Annotated in this window: 17 protein-coding genes and 1 tRNA gene; 4 read left to right on the plus strand and 14 right to left on the minus strand. The window is 39.2% G+C overall.

Annotated features, from left to right (window positions below; translation table 11 throughout):
* Positions 1 to 672 (minus strand): DUF4102 domain-containing protein (locus tag PVV64_RS02035; RefSeq protein WP_273759447.1); only part of this gene is annotated, 672 nt, incomplete at its 3' end.
* Between the two features lie 161 nt (positions 673 to 833).
* Positions 834 to 916 (minus strand) — tRNA-Leu (locus tag PVV64_RS02040).
* A gap of 167 nt (positions 917 to 1,083) precedes the next feature.
* On the opposite strand from PVV64_RS02040, the gene trmFO reads away from it, so the two are divergent.
* Positions 1,084 to 2,496, plus strand: a complete 1,413-nt coding sequence (gene trmFO / locus PVV64_RS02045; RefSeq protein WP_273759448.1) for a methylenetetrahydrofolate--tRNA-(uracil(54)-C(5))-methyltransferase (FADH(2)-oxidizing) TrmFO — start codon at positions 1,084 to 1,086, stop codon at positions 2,494 to 2,496.
* Positions 2,497 to 3,410: 914 nt separating this feature from the next.
* Here the strand turns inward: trmFO and PVV64_RS02050 are convergent.
* The 8 genes from PVV64_RS02050 to PVV64_RS02085 form a co-directional block, all read right to left on the minus strand.
* A complete protein-coding gene (locus tag PVV64_RS02050) occupies positions 3,411 to 3,689 on the minus strand; it encodes an HU family DNA-binding protein (RefSeq protein WP_273759449.1) in 279 nt (92 codons plus the stop codon).
* Between the two features lie 230 nt (positions 3,690 to 3,919).
* Positions 3,920 to 6,343 carry an endopeptidase La gene (lon, locus tag PVV64_RS02055; protein WP_273759451.1) on the minus strand — a complete coding sequence of 808 codons (2,424 nt, stop codon included), beginning with the start codon at positions 6,341 to 6,343 and terminating at the stop codon, positions 3,920 to 3,922.
* 179 nt (positions 6,344 to 6,522) lie between these two features.
* Complete coding sequence (clpX, locus tag PVV64_RS02060; protein ID WP_273759452.1) at positions 6,523 to 7,797, minus strand: ATP-dependent Clp protease ATP-binding subunit ClpX; 1,275 nt, start codon at positions 7,795 to 7,797, stop codon at positions 6,523 to 6,525.
* A gap of 182 nt (positions 7,798 to 7,979) precedes the next feature.
* Positions 7,980 to 8,612, minus strand: a complete 633-nt coding sequence (gene clpP, locus PVV64_RS02065) for an ATP-dependent Clp endopeptidase proteolytic subunit ClpP (protein ID WP_273759453.1) — start codon at positions 8,610 to 8,612, stop codon at positions 7,980 to 7,982.
* Positions 8,613 to 8,756: 144 nt separating this feature from the next.
* On the minus strand, positions 8,757 to 9,566 hold the full coding sequence (locus PVV64_RS02070) for a hypothetical protein (RefSeq protein ID WP_273759454.1): 810 nt from the start codon (positions 9,564 to 9,566) through the stop codon (positions 8,757 to 8,759).
* A gap of 10 nt (positions 9,567 to 9,576) precedes the next feature.
* On the minus strand, positions 9,577 to 10,953 hold the full coding sequence (gene trkA / locus PVV64_RS02075; RefSeq protein WP_273759455.1) for a Trk system potassium transporter TrkA: 1,377 nt from the start codon (positions 10,951 to 10,953) through the stop codon (positions 9,577 to 9,579).
* Between the two features lie 4 nt (positions 10,954 to 10,957).
* Complete coding sequence (locus tag PVV64_RS02080) at positions 10,958 to 12,316, minus strand: sigma-54 dependent transcriptional regulator (protein ID WP_273759456.1); 1,359 nt, start codon at positions 12,314 to 12,316, stop codon at positions 10,958 to 10,960.
* A 1-nt stretch (position 12,317) separates the two neighbouring features.
* Complete coding sequence (locus tag PVV64_RS02085; RefSeq protein ID WP_273759458.1) at positions 12,318 to 14,582, minus strand: PAS domain-containing sensor histidine kinase; 2,265 nt, start codon at positions 14,580 to 14,582, stop codon at positions 12,318 to 12,320.
* 179 nt (positions 14,583 to 14,761) lie between these two features.
* On the opposite strand from PVV64_RS02085, the gene rirA reads away from it, so the two are divergent.
* Genes rirA through PVV64_RS02100 form a run of 3 tightly spaced genes read left to right on the plus strand, consistent with a single transcriptional unit; the run spans position 14,762 to position 16,909 of the window.
* Positions 14,762 to 15,208 carry an iron-responsive transcriptional regulator RirA gene (gene rirA / locus PVV64_RS02090; RefSeq protein WP_273759459.1) on the plus strand — a complete coding sequence of 149 codons (447 nt, stop codon included), beginning with the start codon at positions 14,762 to 14,764 and terminating at the stop codon, positions 15,206 to 15,208.
* A gap of 16 nt (positions 15,209 to 15,224) precedes the next feature.
* On the plus strand, positions 15,225 to 16,424 hold the full coding sequence (locus PVV64_RS02095) for a bifunctional 2-C-methyl-D-erythritol 4-phosphate cytidylyltransferase/2-C-methyl-D-erythritol 2,4-cyclodiphosphate synthase (protein ID WP_273759460.1): 1,200 nt from the start codon (positions 15,225 to 15,227) through the stop codon (positions 16,422 to 16,424).
* Positions 16,421 to 16,909 (plus strand): CinA family protein, encoded by a 489-nt coding sequence (locus PVV64_RS02100; RefSeq protein ID WP_273759461.1) that lies wholly within the window; start codon positions 16,421 to 16,423, stop codon positions 16,907 to 16,909. The genes PVV64_RS02095 and PVV64_RS02100 overlap by 4 nt, the downstream gene beginning before the upstream one ends.
* Before the next feature lie 92 nt (positions 16,910 to 17,001).
* On the opposite strand, the gene PVV64_RS02105 is transcribed toward PVV64_RS02100, so the two are convergent.
* The 4 genes from PVV64_RS02105 to PVV64_RS02120 form a co-directional block, all read right to left on the minus strand.
* A complete protein-coding gene (locus tag PVV64_RS02105) occupies positions 17,002 to 17,463 on the minus strand; it encodes a type II toxin-antitoxin system RatA family toxin (protein ID WP_273759462.1) in 462 nt (153 codons plus the stop codon).
* A gap of 2 nt (positions 17,464 to 17,465) precedes the next feature.
* The gene (gene lipA / locus PVV64_RS02110; RefSeq protein WP_273759463.1) at positions 17,466 to 18,428 is read right to left on the minus strand and encodes a lipoyl synthase; all 963 of its coding nucleotides are present in this window, start codon (positions 18,426 to 18,428) and stop codon (positions 17,466 to 17,468) included.
* 73 nt (positions 18,429 to 18,501) lie between these two features.
* Positions 18,502 to 19,962, minus strand: a complete 1,461-nt coding sequence (lpdA, locus tag PVV64_RS02115; RefSeq protein ID WP_273759464.1) for a dihydrolipoyl dehydrogenase — start codon at positions 19,960 to 19,962, stop codon at positions 18,502 to 18,504.
* Positions 19,963 to 20,165: 203 nt separating this feature from the next.
* Positions 20,166 to 21,491 (minus strand): pyruvate dehydrogenase complex dihydrolipoamide acetyltransferase, encoded by a 1,326-nt coding sequence (locus tag PVV64_RS02120; RefSeq protein WP_273759465.1) that lies wholly within the window; start codon positions 21,489 to 21,491, stop codon positions 20,166 to 20,168.
* Between the last annotated feature and the right edge of the window lie 9 nt (positions 21,492 to 21,500).

Below are 21,500 nucleotides of genomic sequence, written 5' to 3' on the forward strand. Positions count from 1 at the left end.
AGATTGATAAAAATGAGGAACTTCTTTCCAGGGCATAGCCGGAATATTTTGAACATTTTGAATAAATTTTCCCAATAAAGCTTTTGCTTTTGGTACCAATTGCATATCTACATCTATACCGCGTGCCGCTGCATGTTTTATAGCAATATTTAAACGCGATAAAGCCTTGCTCGCTGTTTCGTTTTTTGTTTTCCAAATAGGTGATAAACACTCTTTTATATCAATCTGCGTCAATTCAGTAATTGCTATATCTCCAAGCTTTGGAAAAACATGCAATGTAAGAGGTGTTAACCACCTTGCGGCTGTTCCTTCATTTTTCAATTCGCTTTTTTTGGCTTCAAAAGCGCTTAAAACAATTTCTCGTAAAGAAATACTATCAACAGCCTGTCGTAACTTTTCATTTTTCCTTTTACGAATCGGGTCAATCCCTTGGTTTAAAAGATCACGGCAAGAGGTAGCCTTAAGTCTTGCTTCTTTCAAAGATACAACACTACAAGAGCCTAACCCCATTTCACGACGTTTTTTATTGAAATCGAATCGAAAAACCCAACGTCCTTGATTCTGTGCTGTTTTAATAAGCCATAATCCAGCTCCATCTGCATATTTACCTTTAGGCAAATTTTTTACAGATAAAGCAGATAATCTATCACGTGTTCTTGTTTTCCTAGTCACTTTTCAAACCACCTTTTGAACCACCTTTTGAATTGCGCTTTCGGTGGATTCATCAGATATCAAAATCGTATGTAAAAAACAATTAAGGAAATAAAAACAATGACTTATAAATAAAATGAGATAAACAACGATATCAAGTGGTATTGTAGAGAATCTGTAAATGGTGCGGATGGAGGGACTCGAACCCCCACGGTCTCCCGCCAGAACCTAAATCTGGTGCGTCTACCAATTTCGCCACATCCGCTCAAACTTACAAGCCAGTAACCTTATATAAGCGGCGTTTCTATACCATTAATTTAAGAAAAAAAGCAAATAAATATATTTAAAAATCTCAATACGCATCATTCTTAATAAATTGCAAAAATAAAATCTACCCTTTTCAGACAGAATGACTTTCGCTAAAAGCAGGTTATGTTAAAGACATTCAATACTCCAATCCATGTTATCGGCGGTGGTCTTGCAGGCAGTGAAGCAAGTTGGCAAATTGCTCAATCAGGAATCCCCATTATTTTGCATGAAATGCGGCCGCAAAAAAAATCTGCTGCCCATAAAACCGATCAGCTTGCCGAACTGGTCTGCTCAAACTCATTTCGTTCTGATGATTCCTCAACTAATGCCGTCGGTCTTCTTCATAGCGAAATGCGATTAGCAAAATCGCTGATTATGAAGGCTGCTGATGCCAATAAAGTACCAGCAGGAAGTGCTCTTGCCGTTGACCGTGATGGATTTTCAAAAACCGTCACAACAGCACTCGAAAATCATCCTCTTATAACAATAAACCGTGAGGAAATTAAAAACTTTCCTGAGGATTGGCAGCATATTATTATTGCAACTGGCCCCCTTACCTCACCAGCATTGGCGCGTGCAATACAAACCATAACCGGAGTAGAAGCGCTTTCTTTTTTTGACGCCATCGCACCCATTATCTATACTGATAGTATCGATTTAGACATTTGTTGGTATCAGTCTCGCTATGATAAAATCGGACCTGAAGGAACAGGGAGGGACTACCTTAATTGCCCCCTTAATAAAGAGCAATATGAAGTATTCGTTAAAGAATTAAATAATGCCGAAAAAACAGAATTCCGCGACTTTGAAAAAACACCCTATTTTGATGGATGTTTGCCCATCGAAGTTATGGCTGAACGTGGATTTGAAACTCTTAGACATGGCCCCATGAAGCCTATGGGATTAACCAATGCCCACAACCCCACAGTTAAACCTTATGCTGTCGTCCAATTACGCCAAGATAACAAGCTTGGAACCCTTTATAATATGGTCGGCTTTCAAACAAAACTGAAATATGGTGAACAAATTCGCATTTTTAGAATGATCCCCGGTCTTGAAAAAGCAGAGTTTGCACGACTTGGTGGACTTCACCGTAATACTTATCTTAATTCACCTACCATTCTTGATCAAACCCTTCGCTTAAAACAAAAACCACAGCTGCGTTTTGCAGGGCAAATCACCGGATGTGAAGGTTATGTAGAATCATCTGCTATAGGGCTTCTTGCTGGGCGTTTTGCCGCTGCTGAATATCACCATAACAGCCCTTGTCTGCCGCCATTAACCACAGCATTGGGAGCTCTTTTGAATCATATTACCGGTGGGCACATTGTAGCAGAAGAAATAGAAAGGCAATCCTTTCAACCTATGAATATCAATTTTGGACTTTTCCCCCCTATCAACTCTCTTAAGCACTTAGGAAAACGTTTGATAGGCAAAGAAAAAAAATTAGCGAAGAAACAAGCACTCACTGCTAGAGCCTTAAATGATTGTACTCAATGGTTAGCAGAAAAAAATAATTCCTTGTTATGGAAATAGACCCTTATGCTTCCAGCCTGTTCACAAGAATCTTTCATCCCTCGGATTCTCGTAGGCAAATTATCCTAAACTGCTTTTTATGATACCCCTCTAATGCAGCGCATAAGCAACATGCTCTCTTTATTTAAACTATGTAAGAGTTTTTAAAGATGTTTTTATATAAATGAAACCCTTTCCTACCGTAAAAAACACAAATCTTTCAACCTGTTGAAGTTGCTAATAACATAAAATACGCTATAGTCACAAACCATACGAACATATATCAGATACTACGCAATAATGGCGTTTTAATCACTTTTGCTATACGGACACACTGTAACATGCTTGCATAACAAACCGAAAACAATCCTTACAGTGCACACGAATCTCCACAGCAAAACATTTTCCAAATATTTTATTGAAAGCATGTAAAGAAAGATATTTTACGCACATCATACTTTATGCCAAACCTAAAAAAGCTTTCAAAAAGCAACCTATTGATTTATAGGAATAATTCGTTGTTCTAGATCTGAATGAGAAAGCTAGATATCGTAAGACTCTCTCATTTGAGTTCTGCTTATATTCAATCAATCAAAACTCTTCACTTGCACATCACAAGCGAGGTGAGCGTGTCAATAAAAGTTTTTCAAAGATAAGGAATAAAATGCCTTTTATAAACACTCTCAAAAAGGCTCTCTGAGTGCAACAAATACAATGATGGTGCCCATAAACATAAAGACACTCCTCCGCAAGGGAACTTCACATTATACCATTTACAAACGTCGTAAATAAACGCAGATAGCTTAAAAGATATCTCTTTAAACACGCTCCTTACAACGGGCACATGCTGTAATTCTTATGTAAAAAGAAAGCACAGAAAATTCTAAAGAAAACCTGCTTATAAATAAATCAGGCTCTCTTTAGTGTCATTCGAATTATTTTTTATTAACAGCTTCTTTTAGGCTTTTTCCTGCAGAAAACTTAGGCACAGAACGCGCTGGAATATTAATTTCAGCACCAGTGGAAGGATTACGCCCCTTTGTAGCTGCACGATGAGAAACTTCAAAAGAACCAAAGCCCGGAATACGAACATCTCCCCCTGAAGCCAAAGCTTCGGTTACAGAAGTGATAAAAGCATCGATAACAGAACCTGCTTGTGCTTTTGAAACTCCTGCTTTTTCAGCAACTGAGCTAACCAATTCACTTTTATTCATAAAATATTTCCTTTCCCTATATTACCGGATAACACAACTTAACCGTGTCATTGATCAGTTTATTGAAAAGTACAGCAAACAGAAGCCTTATTTTTATCCAAAATATTGTTTTTTTAGCAATAATCACAGTTATTCACGGAATTTTTTACTTTTTTTCAAAATAAAGAGACAAATACCCCCAAAATTCCTTCTTCTGCTTTGAAAATACCGTTGCAAATGAGGTAAATGAATCAGTGTGCAATCTGTATTCCTTCACTCTCGCTCTCTGATCTAACGGGAACAGGTACCGTGGAAGGTTCTGTCCATTCAATAGGTTCAGGAAAACGAACTAAAGCATATTTCAGAACTTCGCTCACATGATTTACTGGAATAATCTCCATATTGTTTTTGACATCATCAGGAATATCAATCAAATCTTTGGCATTTTCTTCAGGAATAAGTACTTTTTTTATACCTCCTCGAAGAGCTGCGAGTAATTTTTCTTTCAATCCGCCAATCGGTAAAACACGCCCACGCAAAGTAATTTCACCAGTCATTGCAATATCTTTATGGACCGCTATCCCTGTGAGGACTGAAACAATTGCCGTCACCATTGCAATCCCTGCTGATGGACCATCCTTTGGTGTAGCACCCTCTGGAACATGAACATGGATATCGCGTTTATCAAAAAGTGGAGGTTCTATACCAAAATCAACTGCACGAAAACGCACATAAGATGCTGCTGCCGAAATTGATTCTTTCATAATATCGCGCAAATTCCCTGTTACAGTCATCTTGCCTTTACCAGACATCATCACCCCTTCAATGGTTAATAGCTCTCCACCAACCTCTGTCCAAGCAAGCCCAGTAACTATACCAATCTGATTTTCACCTTCAATCTGATTATAGTGATAACGCTTAACACCCAAGAAATCATCAATATTATCTTCTGTAATCTTTACAGACTTTTGATGCGTTTTAAGAATTTTTGTAACGGATTTACGTGCTACCTTCATTAATTCACGCTCAAGATTACGAACCCCTGCTTCACGTGTATAAAACTGAATAATCGACTTTATTGCACCATCTGATACACTAAACTCTTTTTTAGATAAACAGTGATCTTTTAATGCTTTTGGTAAAAGATGCTGCTTGACAATTTCCATTTTTTCACATTCCGTATAACCTGCAATACGGATAATTTCCATGCGATCCATCAACGGCCCTGGAATATTAAGTGTATTGGCCGTTGTTATAAACATCACGTCAGAAAGATCATATTCAACTTCCAAATAGTGATCAATAAATGTACCATTTTGTTCAGGATCAAGCACTTCTAACAAAGCGGACGAAGGATCTCCACGAAAATCCTGTCCCATTTTATCAATTTCATCAAGCAAGAAGAGTGGATTAGATTTTTTCGCTTTTTTCATAGACTGAATAATTTTTCCAGGCATAGAGCCAATATATGTCCGGCGATGTCCACGAATTTCTGCTTCATCCCGCACTCCTCCTAATGAAATACGAACATATTCACGCCCTGTTGCTTTTGCAATAGAACGTGCTAATGACGTTTTCCCTACACCAGGAGGACCTAGTAAGCAAATGATGGGACCTTTTATTTTTGATGCTCGACTTTGCACTGCTAAATATTCAACAATGCGTTCTTTCACTTTTTCAAGACCAAAATGTTCATTATTCATGACCTTTTCAGCAAAGTCTAAATTATTCTTAATCTTCGACTTTTTTCCCCAAGGCATTGCTAATAACCAATCAAGATAATTCCGTACAACTGTTGCCTCCGCAGACATCGGAGACATATTGCGTAATTTTCTGAGTTCAGCCCCAGCTTTTTCGTGCGCTTCCTTAGAAAGTTTAGTCTTTTTGATGCGTTCTTCTAATTCAGAGAGTTCATCTCGACTATCATCACCTGCTCCTAACTCTTTCTGAATAGCTTTCATCTGCTCATTGAGATAATACTCCCGTTGGTTTTTTTCCATTTGCCGTTTCACATGCGAACGAATACGCTTTTCAACCTGCAAAACAGAAATTTCCCCTTCCATAAAAGAAAGAACACGTTCAAGGCGATCGCGTACAGGTAATAATTCTAATATTTTTTGCTTTTCTGAAAGTTTAATCATCAAATGAGAGGCAATCGTATCGGCAAGCTTAGAAGGATTATCAATCTGGCCAATTGCATTGACAACTTCAGGAGAAATTTTTTTATTCAGTTTTACATAATTTTCAAAATAAGAAATCACTGATCTTGAAAGAGCTTCTATCTCAACATTATTCTCTCTTGGCTCCTCTGTAACAGTTGCAAAGGCCTGATGATAATCTTCACTCAAAGCAAACTGACTAATTTTTGCACGTGCTGTGCCTTCAACTAAAACTTTTACCGTTCCATCAGGAAGCTTTAAAAGTTGAAGAATATTAGCAAAGGTACCAATATCATAAATATCTTCTGATTTTGGATCGTCATCAGAAGCATTTTTTTGTGTAACCAACAGTATCGGTTTATCAACCGCCATTGTTTCTTCAAGAGCACGAATTGATTTTTCTCGGCCCACAAAAAGCGGAACAATCATATGTGGGAAGACAACAATATCGCGAAGAGGCAAAACAGCGTAAAACCCTTCTGTTATTTCATCTGTCTTTTCATCAATATATTGCATAATTCTCCTTTCTGGAGCCTATGATCTATCCACTACACAAGCCCATCCTTTGCAAAACTTTAGCTTTCCACAATACATGAAATGGTAACTGGGAACATATAAATCAAGCATTATCGCTATAATATCTAGAAACATCATCCTCAAATTGTGTTGATGACCACTTCTCATATCACACAATGTCATGCCGATACATTTTCTTTATCTTCTGCACACTCTGAATAAATATAAAGAGGACGTGCTTTCCCATCAACTACATCACTCGAAATAAGCACTTTTTGAACACCCTCAAGAGCTGGCAACTCAAACATTGTCTCAAGAAGTATCTTCTCCATGATAGAACGTAAACCACGTGCACCGGTTTTACGCTCAATTGCCTTCTTAGCAATCATCCGTAACGCATCTTCATGAAAAGCTAATTCAACATTTTCCATCTCAAAAAGACGTTGATATTGCTTCACCAACGCATTTTTGGGCTGTGATAAAATTTGAACAAGAGCATTTACATCTAAATCCTCTAAGGTAGCAACTATAGGAAGACGACCAATAAATTCTGGTATTAAACCAAACTTTATAAGATCTTCAGGCTCTAAATCACGAAAAATTTCACCAACACAGCGCTCGTCAGGCGCTTTAACAGTAGCAGAAAATCCAATCGAAGTTTTTTCACCGCGTCCTGAAATAATTCGTTCTAGACCAGCAAAAGCCCCTCCACAAATGAATAAAATATTTGTTGTATCCACTTGAAGAAATTCTTGTTGCGGATGCTTACGCCCTCCTTGAGGAGGAACTGAAGCAATCGTTCCTTCCATAATTTTTAACAACGCCTGTTGAACACCTTCCCCAGAAACATCTCTTGTAATAGAAGGATTCTCAGCTTTACGAGAAATTTTGTCAACTTCATCGATATAAACAATGCCACGCTGCGCACGCTCAACATTATAGTCTGCAGCTTGAAGAAGCTTGAGAATAATATTTTCAACATCTTCACCTACATAGCCTGCTTCAGTCAAAGTGGTTGCATCTGCCATGGTAAAAGGCACATCGATAATACGCGCCAAGGTTTGTGCGAGATAAGTCTTACCACACCCTGTTGGACCAACGAGGAGAATATTCGATTTTGCTAACTCAATATCATTGCTCTTAGACTGATGCGCAAGTCGCTTATAATGATTATGAACAGCAACAGAAAGAACCCGTTTTGCATGTTGCTGACCAATAACGTAGTCATCAAGAACCGTTATAATTTCCTGTGGAGTAGGGACACCATCACGTGCCTTAATCCCAGAAGATTTATTTTCTTCACGAATGATATCCATACAAAGCTCTACACATTCATCACAAATGAATACTGTAGGCCCTGCGATGAGCTTACGCACCTCATGCTGACTTTTGCCGCAGAACGAGCAATAGAGAGTGTTCTTTGATTCGTTCCCACTATTGCCAATCTTGCTCATTTCTCTTTCCTTTCACCACGATATATGAATACTTCGTTTTTTCAAAGGAAGTTTTTCATAAAGAAAACTATAAGATATTTAAAAACCTGCGTGTCACAATCTCTTTAGATGTTTTTTCTTCTTTTTCGCGATACTTTTACAAAGCTCTCTTTTTAAAGTAGTTCTTTTTTCTATAAAAACTCTTAATCTGTTTCATCTTTTTCGGTTTCAGCACGATATTGTATAACATCGTCCACTAAGCCAAATTGTTTGGCTTCTTCTGCAGTCATAAAATGATCACGATCAAGAGTTCTCTCAATAACCTCATAATCTTGTCCTGTATGTTGAACATAAATTTCATTTAGACGCCGTTTCATCTTTATAATATCTTGCGCATGTCGTTCAATATCTGAAGCCTGACCTTGAAAACCACCAGAGGGTTGATGCACCATAATCCGTGCATTGGGTAAGGCAAAACGGTGACCTTTTGCTCCTGCAGTTAAAAGTAATGACCCCATAGAGGCGGCCTGCCCCATGCAAAGCGTGGAAACAGGAGGACGAATAAACTGCATCGTATCATAAATTGCCATTCCAGATGTCACAACACCACCAGGCGAATTGATATAAAGACTAATTTCCTTCTTAGGATTTTCCGCTTCCAAAAAAAGTAATTGTGCACAAACAAGCATCGCCATACCATCTTCAACGGGACCATTAATAAAAATAATCCGCTCTTTTAAAAGACGGGAAAAAATATCATAGGCCCGCTCACCACGATTAGTTTGTTCAATAACCATAGGCACAAGGCTTAATACTGTTTTCATTGGATCACTCATATTTTCACTTTCCGTTCATATAACAAGCGCTCTTTACGCATTCAATATTTTTTCCATAGGCTAACATTACTCTGTTAGGCAAGCCATAATCAATGCTCTTTAAGAAAGATTAAAACCCCAGTGGTTAAAATAGCAATAATAACTCTACCTAAAGAAATCATTTGCAGCAGGAATACGAGACACTGCCCAATGATAAAAACTCCCTTCTTGAGGTTTTTGAATAGTCCTCATCTTTCTGTGAATATGAAACCCTATCAAACGTGGATCTGTAAGAGGTTCAACACCAAAAGCTGAATCAAAGATATATTCAGCTTTTCGTCCTGTCCAATAATAAAAAGTTTCCTTTTCCTTTGCTTCATGAAAAAAACCATATCGTTTGGCTAATCGTGAAATCCCATCATTCCCAAATATTGTAACTCCAAGATTTCCTGGCAAAATCGGCATTTTTTTCCTCTTCAACCAAAATGGTTTCCAAACACGACGTTTAAACCCAAGCCAATGAGGAACCATTTCTGTGCCTGCCCAATAATCTTCAAACACTTTTATAATAGGGTTATAGGGAGGAAAATAAAGTGCAGAAACACCTACCCTCACAGCATTTTCTCTGGCAAGCCAAACTTTATCTGCATCTGGATGAAATTGTTTCACGAGGTAAACGTCCGTATCTAACCAAACACCTTGCTGATATTTCATCAACATAACACGAAAAAAATCCGAAAACTGAACAATTGTACACCCTGGTTTGTCATCAGAAAAATTGGGATCAAGGCGGTAAATTGCTGAGCGTGGTAGAATTGATTCTGCTGCACATAATTCAACACCAGCAGGGAGATTATCTATTTTTTTATCATAACTGAAAAGCTTAACGCGTTGCCCAGTTTTAACCATTGAAGACAAACAAAGTCTATCAACCAATCTCAATTGTCCCCTATACCAAAAAGTGCAAATATCCATAGGCAATCAATTAAAAATATTCTAAACTGACACGAAAGAGCTGTTCCACATCGCGAACACACTCAACAAGAGCAAATATCACTATCCGATCGCCAGATAAAATACGTGTATCCGCCGAAAGCTGTATAATTGTCTTATTGCGATAAATTGCGCCAATTCTTAAACCACTTGATAAACCTAGCTCCGACAATGACTTCCCAACTAATGAGGAAGTTTGCATCACTTCAGCCTCAATAATTTCTGCCTGCCCATTAAAAACTGAATGTACCGCACGAATACGACCACGACGCATTTGTTGCAAAATTCTCGATATGGTAACACTATGTGGATTCAGATAAGCATCCACACCAACTGCACGACTAAACTCTTGGTAAGCAACATTATTGATTAATACCATATTGGCTTTGCATCCCAATCTTTTAGCAATAATAGCACTCAAAAGATTGACCTGATCCTGATTGGTCAATGTAATCATTAAATCGGCTTGATCAATTCTAGCATCTTGAAGAATCACCGGATCCAATACGTTACCATATAAAACCGTTGTTTTTTCAAGTTGATCCGCAATTGTGAGCGCTCTTTCTCTATCTGATTCTATAATTTTCAATCTTAATTTATGGAGGCGCTTTTCAATCGCCTGAGCGACATAAAGACCAATATGCCCACCTCCTGCAATAATCATGCGATGCGCATCTTGTTCCTTATGACCAAAAAGACCAACAGCACGGCGCATTTGATCACGAGCAACAACAAGATAGGTTATATCGCCAACGTGCAATTGCGTCTCTGAATGCGCAATGAATAATTCTGAACCACGCTTAATAGCAGTCACTGTCGTGCGAAGATCTGGAAAAAGCTCTGTTAATTGACGCAACGGTGTATTAATAACTGGACAATCTTCCATACATTCCAAAGCTAACGCAACAATATCATCATTACAAAAATAAAGAACATCTATTGCACCAGGGAGAGCAATACGGCGCAGAACCATTTCTCCAACTTCAACTTCTGGCGAAATAACCACATCAATGGGAATATTCTCTCTAGAAAAAAGTGTTTTATAGCGTGGTTCTAAATAAGATTGCGCACGAATACGCGCTATTTTTGTTGGGACATTAAATAAAGAATGTGCCACTTGGCAACTCACCATATTGACTTCATCAAATAAAGTTACGGCAATCAACATGTCTGCTTTATCTGCACCGGCAGCTAAAAGGACTTCAGGCCGAGAACCATGACCAACAAAACCTCTTACATCCAACGTATCACGAATCTTTTCAATCAATCTTGTTTCAATATCAATAACAGTGACATCGTGGTTTTCGGCAGCAAGACGCTCTGCTATTCCATAACCAACCTGTCCTGCTCCACAAATAATAACACGCATAACCTTACGAAACTCCAAGCGCTTTAAGTTTGCGGTGCAAAGCTGAACGTTCCATACCTATGAATTCAGCTGTACGCGATATATTTCCACCCAACCGCCCAATTTGTGCCACTAAATACCTCTTTTCAAACAATTCTCGTGCTTCACGCAACGGTAAATCCATGATGTTCTCATCTGTATCCATTTGAATACGTGGCAAAGAATCGCTGACTTCACTAGGAAGAAAATCCGCTGTTATTGGACCATCACCATCACGCACAAGAATGAGAAGACGCTCAATATTATTGCGTAATTGCCGTACATTCCCTGGCCAAGCATGCGCTTGTAAAATAGCTATCACATCATCACTAATCTCACGCGGCTTAATACCAACCTGCTGCGATATTGTTTTAACAAAATGGTGTACAAGCTCTGGAATGTCTTCACGACGCGCTGACAGCGGTGGAACGGTAATAGGAACAACCGAAAGACGATGGAATAGATCCTCTCTAAAACGCCCATCAGAAATGAGATTTTCAAGATTTTGCGCCGTAGAAGAAATGATACGAACATCCACTTTCACACGTTTTGTACCACCAACTCTCTCAAATGTCTGTCCTGTTAAAACCCGAAGAATCTTTCCCTGAGTTTCACGGGGCATATCGGCAATTTCATCAAGATAGAGTATTCCACCATGCGCTTCTTCTAAGGCACCAATTTTACGCTCTCCCCCTTCCATTTCACTGCCAAACAATTCTATTTCCATTCTTTCAGGAGTAATTGTTGCTGCATTTATGGTAACAAATGGCCCATTCGAACGCGTTGAAAGTGCGTGTATAGAACGTGCAACCATCTCTTTTCCTGCACCTGAGGGACCCGTAATCATGATACGACTATTGGTTGGGGCTACTTTTTCTATGATTTGGCGCAAATTTTTTATAACAGTCGATTTTCCAAGAAGTTCCAAGGTCTCATTCGAGCGTTTTCGTAATTCTAAAAGCTCACGTTTTAAACTTGAATTTTCAAGAGTTCGTTCCGCAACCAAAACAAGTCGATCTGCTTTAAAAGGTTTTTCAATGAAATCATACGCTCCCCGTTTTATAGCAGAAACAGCCGTCTCAATATTCCCATGACCTGAAATCATAACCACTGGAAGCGCAGGGTAGCGCGTTTTAATTTCATCAAGCAGTGCTAAACCATCAAGACGACTCCCTTGCAACCAAATATCTAAAAAAATAAGTTTTGGAATACGCTCACTAATTTGTGCTAAGGCTTCATCAGAGTTACAAGCAACACGTGTTTCATAACCTTCATCATCTAAAATACCAGCAACAAGCTCACGAATATCTGCTTCATCATCCACAATTAAGATATCTGATACCATTCTATTCCCCTATTTTATTACTTGTAGCTTGTGCAAGACTACTATGCTTAGCTCTATATGAGGGAAACATCAAACGGATCATTGCACCACGCCCCTCATAAAAACCTTTCGGCGCATCATGCAACTCCATAGAACCACCATGATCTTCAATAACTTTGCGCACAATAGCTAACCCAAGTCCTGTTCCTTTTTCCCGCGTTGTGATATAAGGCTCTAGTAACTTTTGCCTTTGTTCTTTAGGAAGCCCTTTACCGTTATCAATAACATCCACAATAACACATCCCTTCTTACAATAAGAACGGACAAGAATATGACCGTGGATAGTTTCCTCTCGCATAACCGAATCTATAGATTCGCTCGCGTTTTTGATAACATTACAAAAAGCCTGCACAATGAGACGATTATCAAACGCACCTACAAGTGGTGTACTTCCTAAATCTTGCTCAAAATGAATATCATGTCGCGTAACTTCTATCAAGAAACATGCTTCACGCAGCAATTCGCGTATATCTAAAGCATTCATCTGCGGTTTGGGCATACGGGCAAAAGAAGAAAATTCATCAACCATACGCCCAATATCTCCAACTTGGCGAATAATTGTATCAATACATCGCTCAAAGACCTCTTTATCTTGTGTAATCACTTTATTGTAACGTTTACGAATACGTTCCGCCGATAATTGAATGGGGGTAAGTGGATTTTTGATTTCGTGTGCAATACGACGTGCAATATCTGCCCATGCCGATGTCCGTTGTGCTGCAACAAGATCTGTAATATCATCAATGGTGAGAACCCAAGATTGCCCCTGTCCGTCATCTTCTTCCATGGTAATTTGCACATTATAAACGCGTTCTTGTCCTGCCACACTTAAAGTGACTTGTTCGCGATGATTTTTACGTTCTAGCGAACGTGCAAGTTGAAAAACCTGCCAAATTTCGGAACTTAATGATAAGAGACTGTGGCCAATAACTTGTTCAGAACGAATGTCGAACATTGTTTCCATAGACCGATTAATAATGGTAATATCGCCATTATCGTCAATACCAGCTACCCCTGCTGTTACACCAGACAAAACAGCTTCAGAAAAACGCCGTCTCTCATCAATTTGATCGCGAACTGCAATCAACTCATTGCGCCGACTTTTCAATTCACTCACCATGTAATTAAACGTTTTTGATAACTGCCCAATATCCCCATCCCTTGCACGTACTGGTACAAAAACTTCCATATTCCCAGAAGCCACATCATCAGCAGCACCAATAAGAAGGCGTATAGGACGTACCAGACGATCTGCGACAGCAATACCCGCCCAAATAGCTGATAAGAATAAACTAAAAAAAAGACACAGATAAAGCATACCAAATGCAATTTGTGTGAGCAGGCGATTTTCATTTAAATCACGATAACGATCTGTATTGACTTCCGTCAAACGTAAAGCAGATAAAACTTCTTTATCAACATCACGCACCAAATATAAAAATGTGTTTGGAATATTGGTAAATTTTAAAATAATCCCAAAGTAATCATGAACTCCTGGTTGAAAAGAAAAAGGTCTCGCACTCGTTGCACGCTCAATAAGATGAGAGGGGGGAATTGGGAGTTTATTCTCATCACCAAGATTGCTCGATATAAAAACAGTGCCGCTTGAACTTAATAAAAATGCACCACGTAGATTGCGTCCTATTGCATGACGCGTCAATTGCATTCTATATTCAGCTGGATTACGCTCTAAAAGCTTCTTATTATCAAGAGCAAAAGCCATAGCATAGGATAAATTTTTTAAATTTTGTAGCATTTCATCCGCATATGCATTGGCTAAATCGATGGAAGAACCAACAATTTGCCGCGTTGTCGTATCAAACCATCGATCAAGCCCTAGATTTAGCGCAGGTCCCGATACAAGAGCCACAGCAACAGCTGGCATGGTTGCAACAAGTGCAAATAACGAAATAAGACGCACATGAAGACGAGAACCTGCACGCCTCGAGCGCCACGCACGAATGATAGGGATCATCTCATAAAAAACAATGATCACAAGTCCTAAAACCCAGACACTATTAATTCCTATAAGAATGAGCGTTACAGATCTACTGGGAACAACAGGCGTTAATCCAATAAGAATGATAAATGAAACAGACGCTGTGAGCAAAGCCAAGACAATAATTGTGATCCCTAAAAAGACATACACCTTACTTAAGCGATACAACTCATCGTTATAAGTATTGTGATCTACCTCTTGGAGTTTCGTTACAGATGTTGTATTCATAGTTAGCTTATATACCCTTATCCCATTGTCCTCATATAACCTCTTGTAACAAAAATTGACAAGTCCAGTAGCGCATTTAAAATGGAGACCTCATTTATCAAAAAAAGAAAAGATTTCTCCTTTTTGCAAAATATCTTAAAATAAAATGCGTCAGGTGATAATTTACATAAGGAAATGAAATGCGGTTAACCAAACAGACAAATTATGCGCTGCGAATGCTCATGTATTGTGCAGATAATCAAGGATCTCTCAGTCGTATTCCAGAAATTGCGAAAGCCTATGCTGTTTCCGAGCTTTTTTTATTTAAGATCCTTCAACCACTTGTTGAAGCAGGTTTTGTACAAACAGTGCGTGGACGCAATGGTGGTGTTAAATTGGCTAAACCCGCAGCAGAAATTTCAGTGGCTGATGTTGTGAAAGTAACAGAAGATAATTTTTCTATGGCAGAATGTTTCGATACGACAGAATCTCATTGTCCATTGATCGATTTTTGTGGTTTAAATACTGCCCTTCAAAAAGCATTAAGCGCTTTTTTTGATGTCTTGTCAGTTATATCTCTTGCGGATCTAAAACGCCCAACTTTGCAAAAACAATTGAAAACCGATGTCCATAAAACCATAAACTAAAATCATAAAAAGGAGTTTGAATATTTCTATCGCAGCAGTCATATTAGCCGCTGGACGCGGTAAAAGAGCAGGATCTCCACAAAAAATTCCAAAACAATACTGGATTCTCGGACAAGAGCCAGTTATTTGTCATACTGTACGTTGTTTTTTGCAACATCCAGCTATTACAACACTTGTCCTCGTTATTCATCCTGAAGATCACCAAATCTGTGCACAAGCTATTGCTGATTTTAAAGAACAGCTCATCGTCGTTGAAGGAGGTGCTACACGTCAAATATCTACCTTACATGGGCTTCATGTACTTAAAAAGTTTAAACCCCAATATGTGCATATTCATGATGGTGCACGCCCCTTTATCGAAAAACAACTCCTCGATAAAATCCATACCAATCTCACCCATCAAGAAGGGGTTCTTCCCGTTCTTGCTGTCTCTGATACCCTCAAACGTGTAAATAACGCACATCATGTTGTAGAAACAATTCCACGCAGCCACATTTATAGTGCACAAACGCCCCAATGTTTTCCCTTCAAAGACATCTTAACGGCCCATGAAAAAGCAAGACAAGCTGGAAAAAAAGAATTCACTGATGATTCTGCAATCGCCGAATGGTTTGGGATTCCTATACGTATCGTTCCTGGTGATCCTCACAACATAAAAATTACATGGCACGAAGATTTTGATACTGCACATTTCTATCTCGAGAAAAGAATGCAATTCTTTCCTGATATCCGTACTGGCAATGGCTATGATGTTCACGCATTCGAAGAAGGTACTTCTCTTGTATTATGTGGTGTAAAAATTCCTTTTCATAAAAAATTAAATGGCCACTCCGATGCTGATGTCGCTCTTCATGCATTAACAGATGCTCTTCTTGCAACGCAAGGAGCAGGAGATATCGGTACCTATTTTCCCCCCTCTGATCCTCAATGGAAAGGTGCATCTTCAGAAATTTTTCTCTGTCATGCTCTTGATATTGTTAAAAAAGCAAGTGGTCGTATTGCTAACGTTGATATCACCTTGATCGCCGAAGAACCTAAAATTGGCCCCTATCGTCATGCAATGGTAAAAAATCTTATGAATATGCTCACAATTTCACCAAATCGAATCTCCATCAAAGCAACAACAAATGAAAAGCTCGGATTTATTGGTCGTGGTGAAGGCATCGCCGCTTTTGTAACAGTGAGTGTCCTTTATCCGGGAGAAGTTCCAAAATGACATATTTTTGTGAAAAACAAGCACATGAAATCCTTGCAGCTTGTCGCCAAAAAGGTTTGCGTTTAGCCACTGTCGAGTCTTGCACAGGAGGGCTCATTGCTGCAAATCTCACTAATATTCCAGGATCATCCGATGTACTCGATTGTGGATTCATTGTTTATTCAAATGAAGCTAAAACACGCCTTGTTGGCGTATGTGCTGAACTTATAAAAACCTATGGTGCCGTTTCAAAAGAAGTTGCTCTTGCAATGGCAGAGGGGGGATTAAAACATTCATACGCTGAAATTGCCGTTGCTGTAACAGGGATTGCAGGACCAGGAGGAGCATCTCTCGATAAACCTGTGGGGCTTGTGCATTTGGCTGTTGCTTACAAAAATCACAAAATCTTACACAGAGAAATGCGCTTTGGTCAGCTGGATCGCAAGGCTATTCGTTATGCTACCGTTGAAAATGCTTTGAAAATGCTTTTAAAATCTCTCCAATGACGCTTTCTCTATCTGATTTCCAGATTTTATATCACCACGAAGACAATTCATAATTTATAATAGTGGTCATAGAAAAATGCCAACTCAATACATTATTTGACAGGAGGTCCATAGATTTGATGTGCACGCATTTCAAAAGCATCAGTAAATTTGTGAAAAGCAATATCAAACATTGAGCCCATTACTAATTTAAGCATTTTACTTTTAAATTCATAATCAATAAAAAATTCTACATTACACGAATTGCTATTCTCAATATCATGAAAAGCCCAACGATTTTCAAGATATTTAAATGGACCATCAATATATTTAACCTCTATGAGATTTTTCTTCGGCTGTAGAAATACTTGAGTCGTGAAAATTTCTCGAATAACTTTATAACCAACGATCATATCAGCAAGAAGTAATGTCTTTTCTTCACATTCTTTGCGAGAACGAATTCTTAAAGCCTCACACATCGGTAAAAATTCAGGATAACGTTCAATATCTGAAACAAGATCAAACATCTCACTCGCACTATGGGCAATCTGCCGGTGTGTTGTAAAAGTTGGCATAACTATCTCTGTAAGGCAAATTTTTCATCACGCGCCTTTTGCAAAATCGCAAAATCATCGCCCGCATGATGCGATGAACGGGTCAGAGGATTGGAAGCCATATGTAAAAAACCCTTCACTTTACCAATTTTGGCAAAAGACTCAAACTCTTCAGGAGTCACAAAACGAATAACCGGGTGATGCTTTCGTGTAGGTTGCAAATATTGCCCAATTGTCATAAAGTCAACATCTGCAGAGCGTAAATCATCCATCAATTGAAGAATTTCATTGCGCTCCTCCCCAAGTCCAACCATAATTCCTGATTTTGTGAAGATTGTCGGGTCAAGTTCTTTTACGCGTTGTAAAAGACGAATCGAATGAAAATAACGCGCCCCTGGGCGAACCTTTAAATATTTAGAAGGAACCGTTTCTAAATTATGATTAAAAACATCAGGTTTAGCAGCAACAACAATTTCCAAAGCTCCATCCTTATGGCGAAAATCAGGTGTGAGGACTTCAATTGTTGTCTTAGGGACTTTTCGACGAATCGCATAAATTACTTTTGCAAAATGCTCCGCACCACCATCAGCAAGATCATCACGATCAACCGATGTAATAACGACGTGTTTTAATTCCATCCGTGCAACAGCATCTGCCACACGTTCTGGCTCATTCTCATCAACAGCAAGAGGAATACCTGTTGCAACGTTGCAAAATGCACATGCCCGTGTACATATCTCACCCAAAATCATAAAGCTGGCATGACGCTGGCTCCAACATTCCCCAATATTTGGACAACCTGCTTCTTCACATACAGTTACGAGTTTATGAGCACGGACAATACCATGCGTCTCCTTATAGACTTGTGATGTTGGTGCTTTTACACGAATCCAATCCGGTTTTTTTTGAATGTTTGTATCCGGACGATGTGCCTTCTCAGGATGACGCAAACGTCTATTCGTAACTCTATCAACAACCGTAACCATTTAAGCCTTTGCCTTATCAATATGGAGTGCCAATAAAAAATTAAACCTAAATTTTTCATTGGCATTCCAGTCATCAAGCATTTAAAACTTGACCATAAGCATCCAATACACTTTCTTTCATCATTTCCGATAATGTCGGATGCGGAAAGACAGTATGCATCAATTCTTCCTCGGTTGTTTCCAAATTCATGGCAATGACAAAACCTTGTATCAGTTCTGTTACCTCTGCCCCTACCATATGGGCACCAAGAAGCTGTCCCGTTTTTTTATCAAAAATAGTTTTCACTAAGCCTTGATCTTCACCCAAAGCAATCGCTTTACCATTGGCTGAAAAGAAATAACGACCAACTCGTATATCATAACCTGCTTCTTTTGCTGCTGCCTCCGAAAGCCCTACGGAGGCAACTTGAGGTGTACAATATGTACAGCCTGGAATTTTTCTCTTATCAAGCGGATGAACGTTCTCCAAACCTGCAAGACGTTCAATGCAAATCACACCTTCTTCTTCTGCTTTATGTGCTAACATAGGTGGACCAGCGACATCACCAATGGCATAGATCCCCTCTACACCTGTCCAACTCCATTCATCGGTTACAATGCATCCACGATCCGTTTTTATGCCTAATGTTTCCAGCCCCAAGTTTTCAATATTACCCTGAACTCCAACAGCTGAAATCAATCGATTCGCTGTGACCATTTCTGTCTTACCTTTCACATCAATATGTGCAGTAAGAGAATCGGCAGCTTTTTCAACTTTTATTACTTTTGCTTGGCTCAGAATATGGATACCTTTTCTCTCTAATTGTTTACGAGCAAACGTGGAGATTTCAATATCTTCAGCCGGCATGATGTGAGGCATCATTTCAACAACAGTGACCTTTGCTCCCATATCATGATAAAAAGAAGCAAATTCAATGCCAATTGCCCCAGACCCCATCACCAAAAGTGATTTCGGTATTGCATGGGGAATCATCGCTTCAAAATAAGTCCAAATGCGCTTTCCATCTGGTTCAATACTAGGAAGCACACGAGGACGTGCGCCCGTCGCAATAATGATGTGTTTTGCTTGATAAGTTCCTTCTCCTAATGTTCCTTTAGGTACTGGATTTTGCGGTTGCATAATCGGTTTGGATGATGCAGAAACCATGATTTCTGCAAGCTGGCTTGCCTTTGCGGCCTTTGTAAGTTTTGCTTCACCCCAAATAATATCGATTTTGTTTTTCTTCATCAAAAAACCAACACCAGCATTTAAACGCCCTGAAACGGCACGCGAACGCGCTACAACATCTTTTATATTTGCTTCAATGGAACCGTTAAGCTTTAAGCCATAATTATTTGCCTGCTCAGCAAAATGTTTTACTTCTGCTGAACGCAAAAGCGCCTTTGTTGGAATACATCCCCAATTTAAGCAAATTCCACCGAGATGTTCACGTTCAACAATCGCAGTCTTGAAGCCACATTGTGCCGCACGAATTGCGGTTACATACCCACCAGGTCCAGATCCAATCACAATTACATCATAAAGATTCGCCACAGTAATCCCTCCATGGATATATATTCTTTGTGCTTAAAACTAAAAAAACAATATGACAAAATTTTCTTGTATCTTTCACTCTCAGCTTCACATAAAATGCCTTTGCTAAATTAGCAGCAATACCTCTATTTAAACTCATCAAATCCGCTTCTACTACACACATCACGCATACAAATATTTTACGTGAAGCATTTTTAAACACCTCAAATGAGCATTGCTAATGGATTTTCAATCATCTTCTTAAAAGTCCGTGCAAGTTCTGCTGCCAGTGCACCATCAACAGCACGATGATCAACGGAAAGTGTAACAGACATGATGCTGGCAATCCCTAATACACCATTTTTAACAACGGCACGTTGTTCACCTACACCAACAGCAAAAATTGTCGCATGCGGTGGGTTAAGAATAGCAGAAAAACTTTTCACACCATACATCCCCATATTTGATACAGCTGTTGTGCCCCCTTGATATTCTTCCATTTTTAACTTGCGCTCACGTGCACGCTTTGCAAAATCTTTCATCTCATTAGAAATAATCGATAAAGACTTTTCCTCTGCATGGCGGACAATTGGAGTAATTAATCCTTCCGGAACTGAAACAGCGACCCCAACATCACAGTGTTTGTGATGTAGTATTCCACCTTCCAGCCAAGAAACATTCGCATCCGGCACAGCTTTTAAAGAAAGTGCAACAGCTTTAATAACCATATCATTAACGGACAGCTTATAAGCGGGCTTTACCCCCTCTTGCGTCTTCACTATTGGTGCAGCAGCATTTAATTGTGCACGCAGCTCCAATAACGCATCGAGCTCACAATCCACCGTCACATAGAAATGTGGTACCGTCTGCTTTGATTCGACCAAACGTTTAGCGATTGTTTTACGCATATTATTATGAGATGTGAAAGTATATTCATCCTCTTTGAAGAGTTTCAATATCTGTTCGTCAGAAGAGCCTACCATGGACAAGGCGCCAGTTTGTGATAAAGGCGTCGTTAAAATACCACCACTCATTGCTTTTTCTACATCGCGCTTGATAATACGCCCGTGGGGACCGCTGCCAGAAACAACTGATAAATCGAGCCCTACTTGAGCTGCTAACCGCCGCGCCAAGGGAGAAGCAAAAAGACGTCTATCCTTTTTATCCTGCTGTATGACTTGCTGAACCGATGACACATGAGAAGCTTGTGTTGTCTTTGAAGCTATCTGTTTTGCATCCTCTGTTTCTCTTACAGTAAAAGAAGGAGAATTTTCTTCTGCAATCTTTGCTGCTTCGGCTAAGTCTTCACCTTCTTCTGCTAAAATAATAATTAAACTATTTACTTTAACGCCTTGCGTTCCAGCAGGAACAACAATTTTGGCAACCGTCCCCTCATCAACGGCCTCTACTTCCATTGTTGCCTTATCTGTCTCAATTTCAGCAATAACATCACCAGAAGAAACTTTATCGCCTACCTTAACATTCCATTTTGATAAATTTCCTTCTTCCATTGTTGGAGAAAGCGCAGGCATGGTAATTTTAATGGGCATAGTGCTTTC

This window comes from Bartonella sp. ML70XJBT.G (genome assembly GCF_028618575.1).
GTDB lineage: Bacteria > Pseudomonadota > Alphaproteobacteria > Rhizobiales > Rhizobiaceae > Bartonella.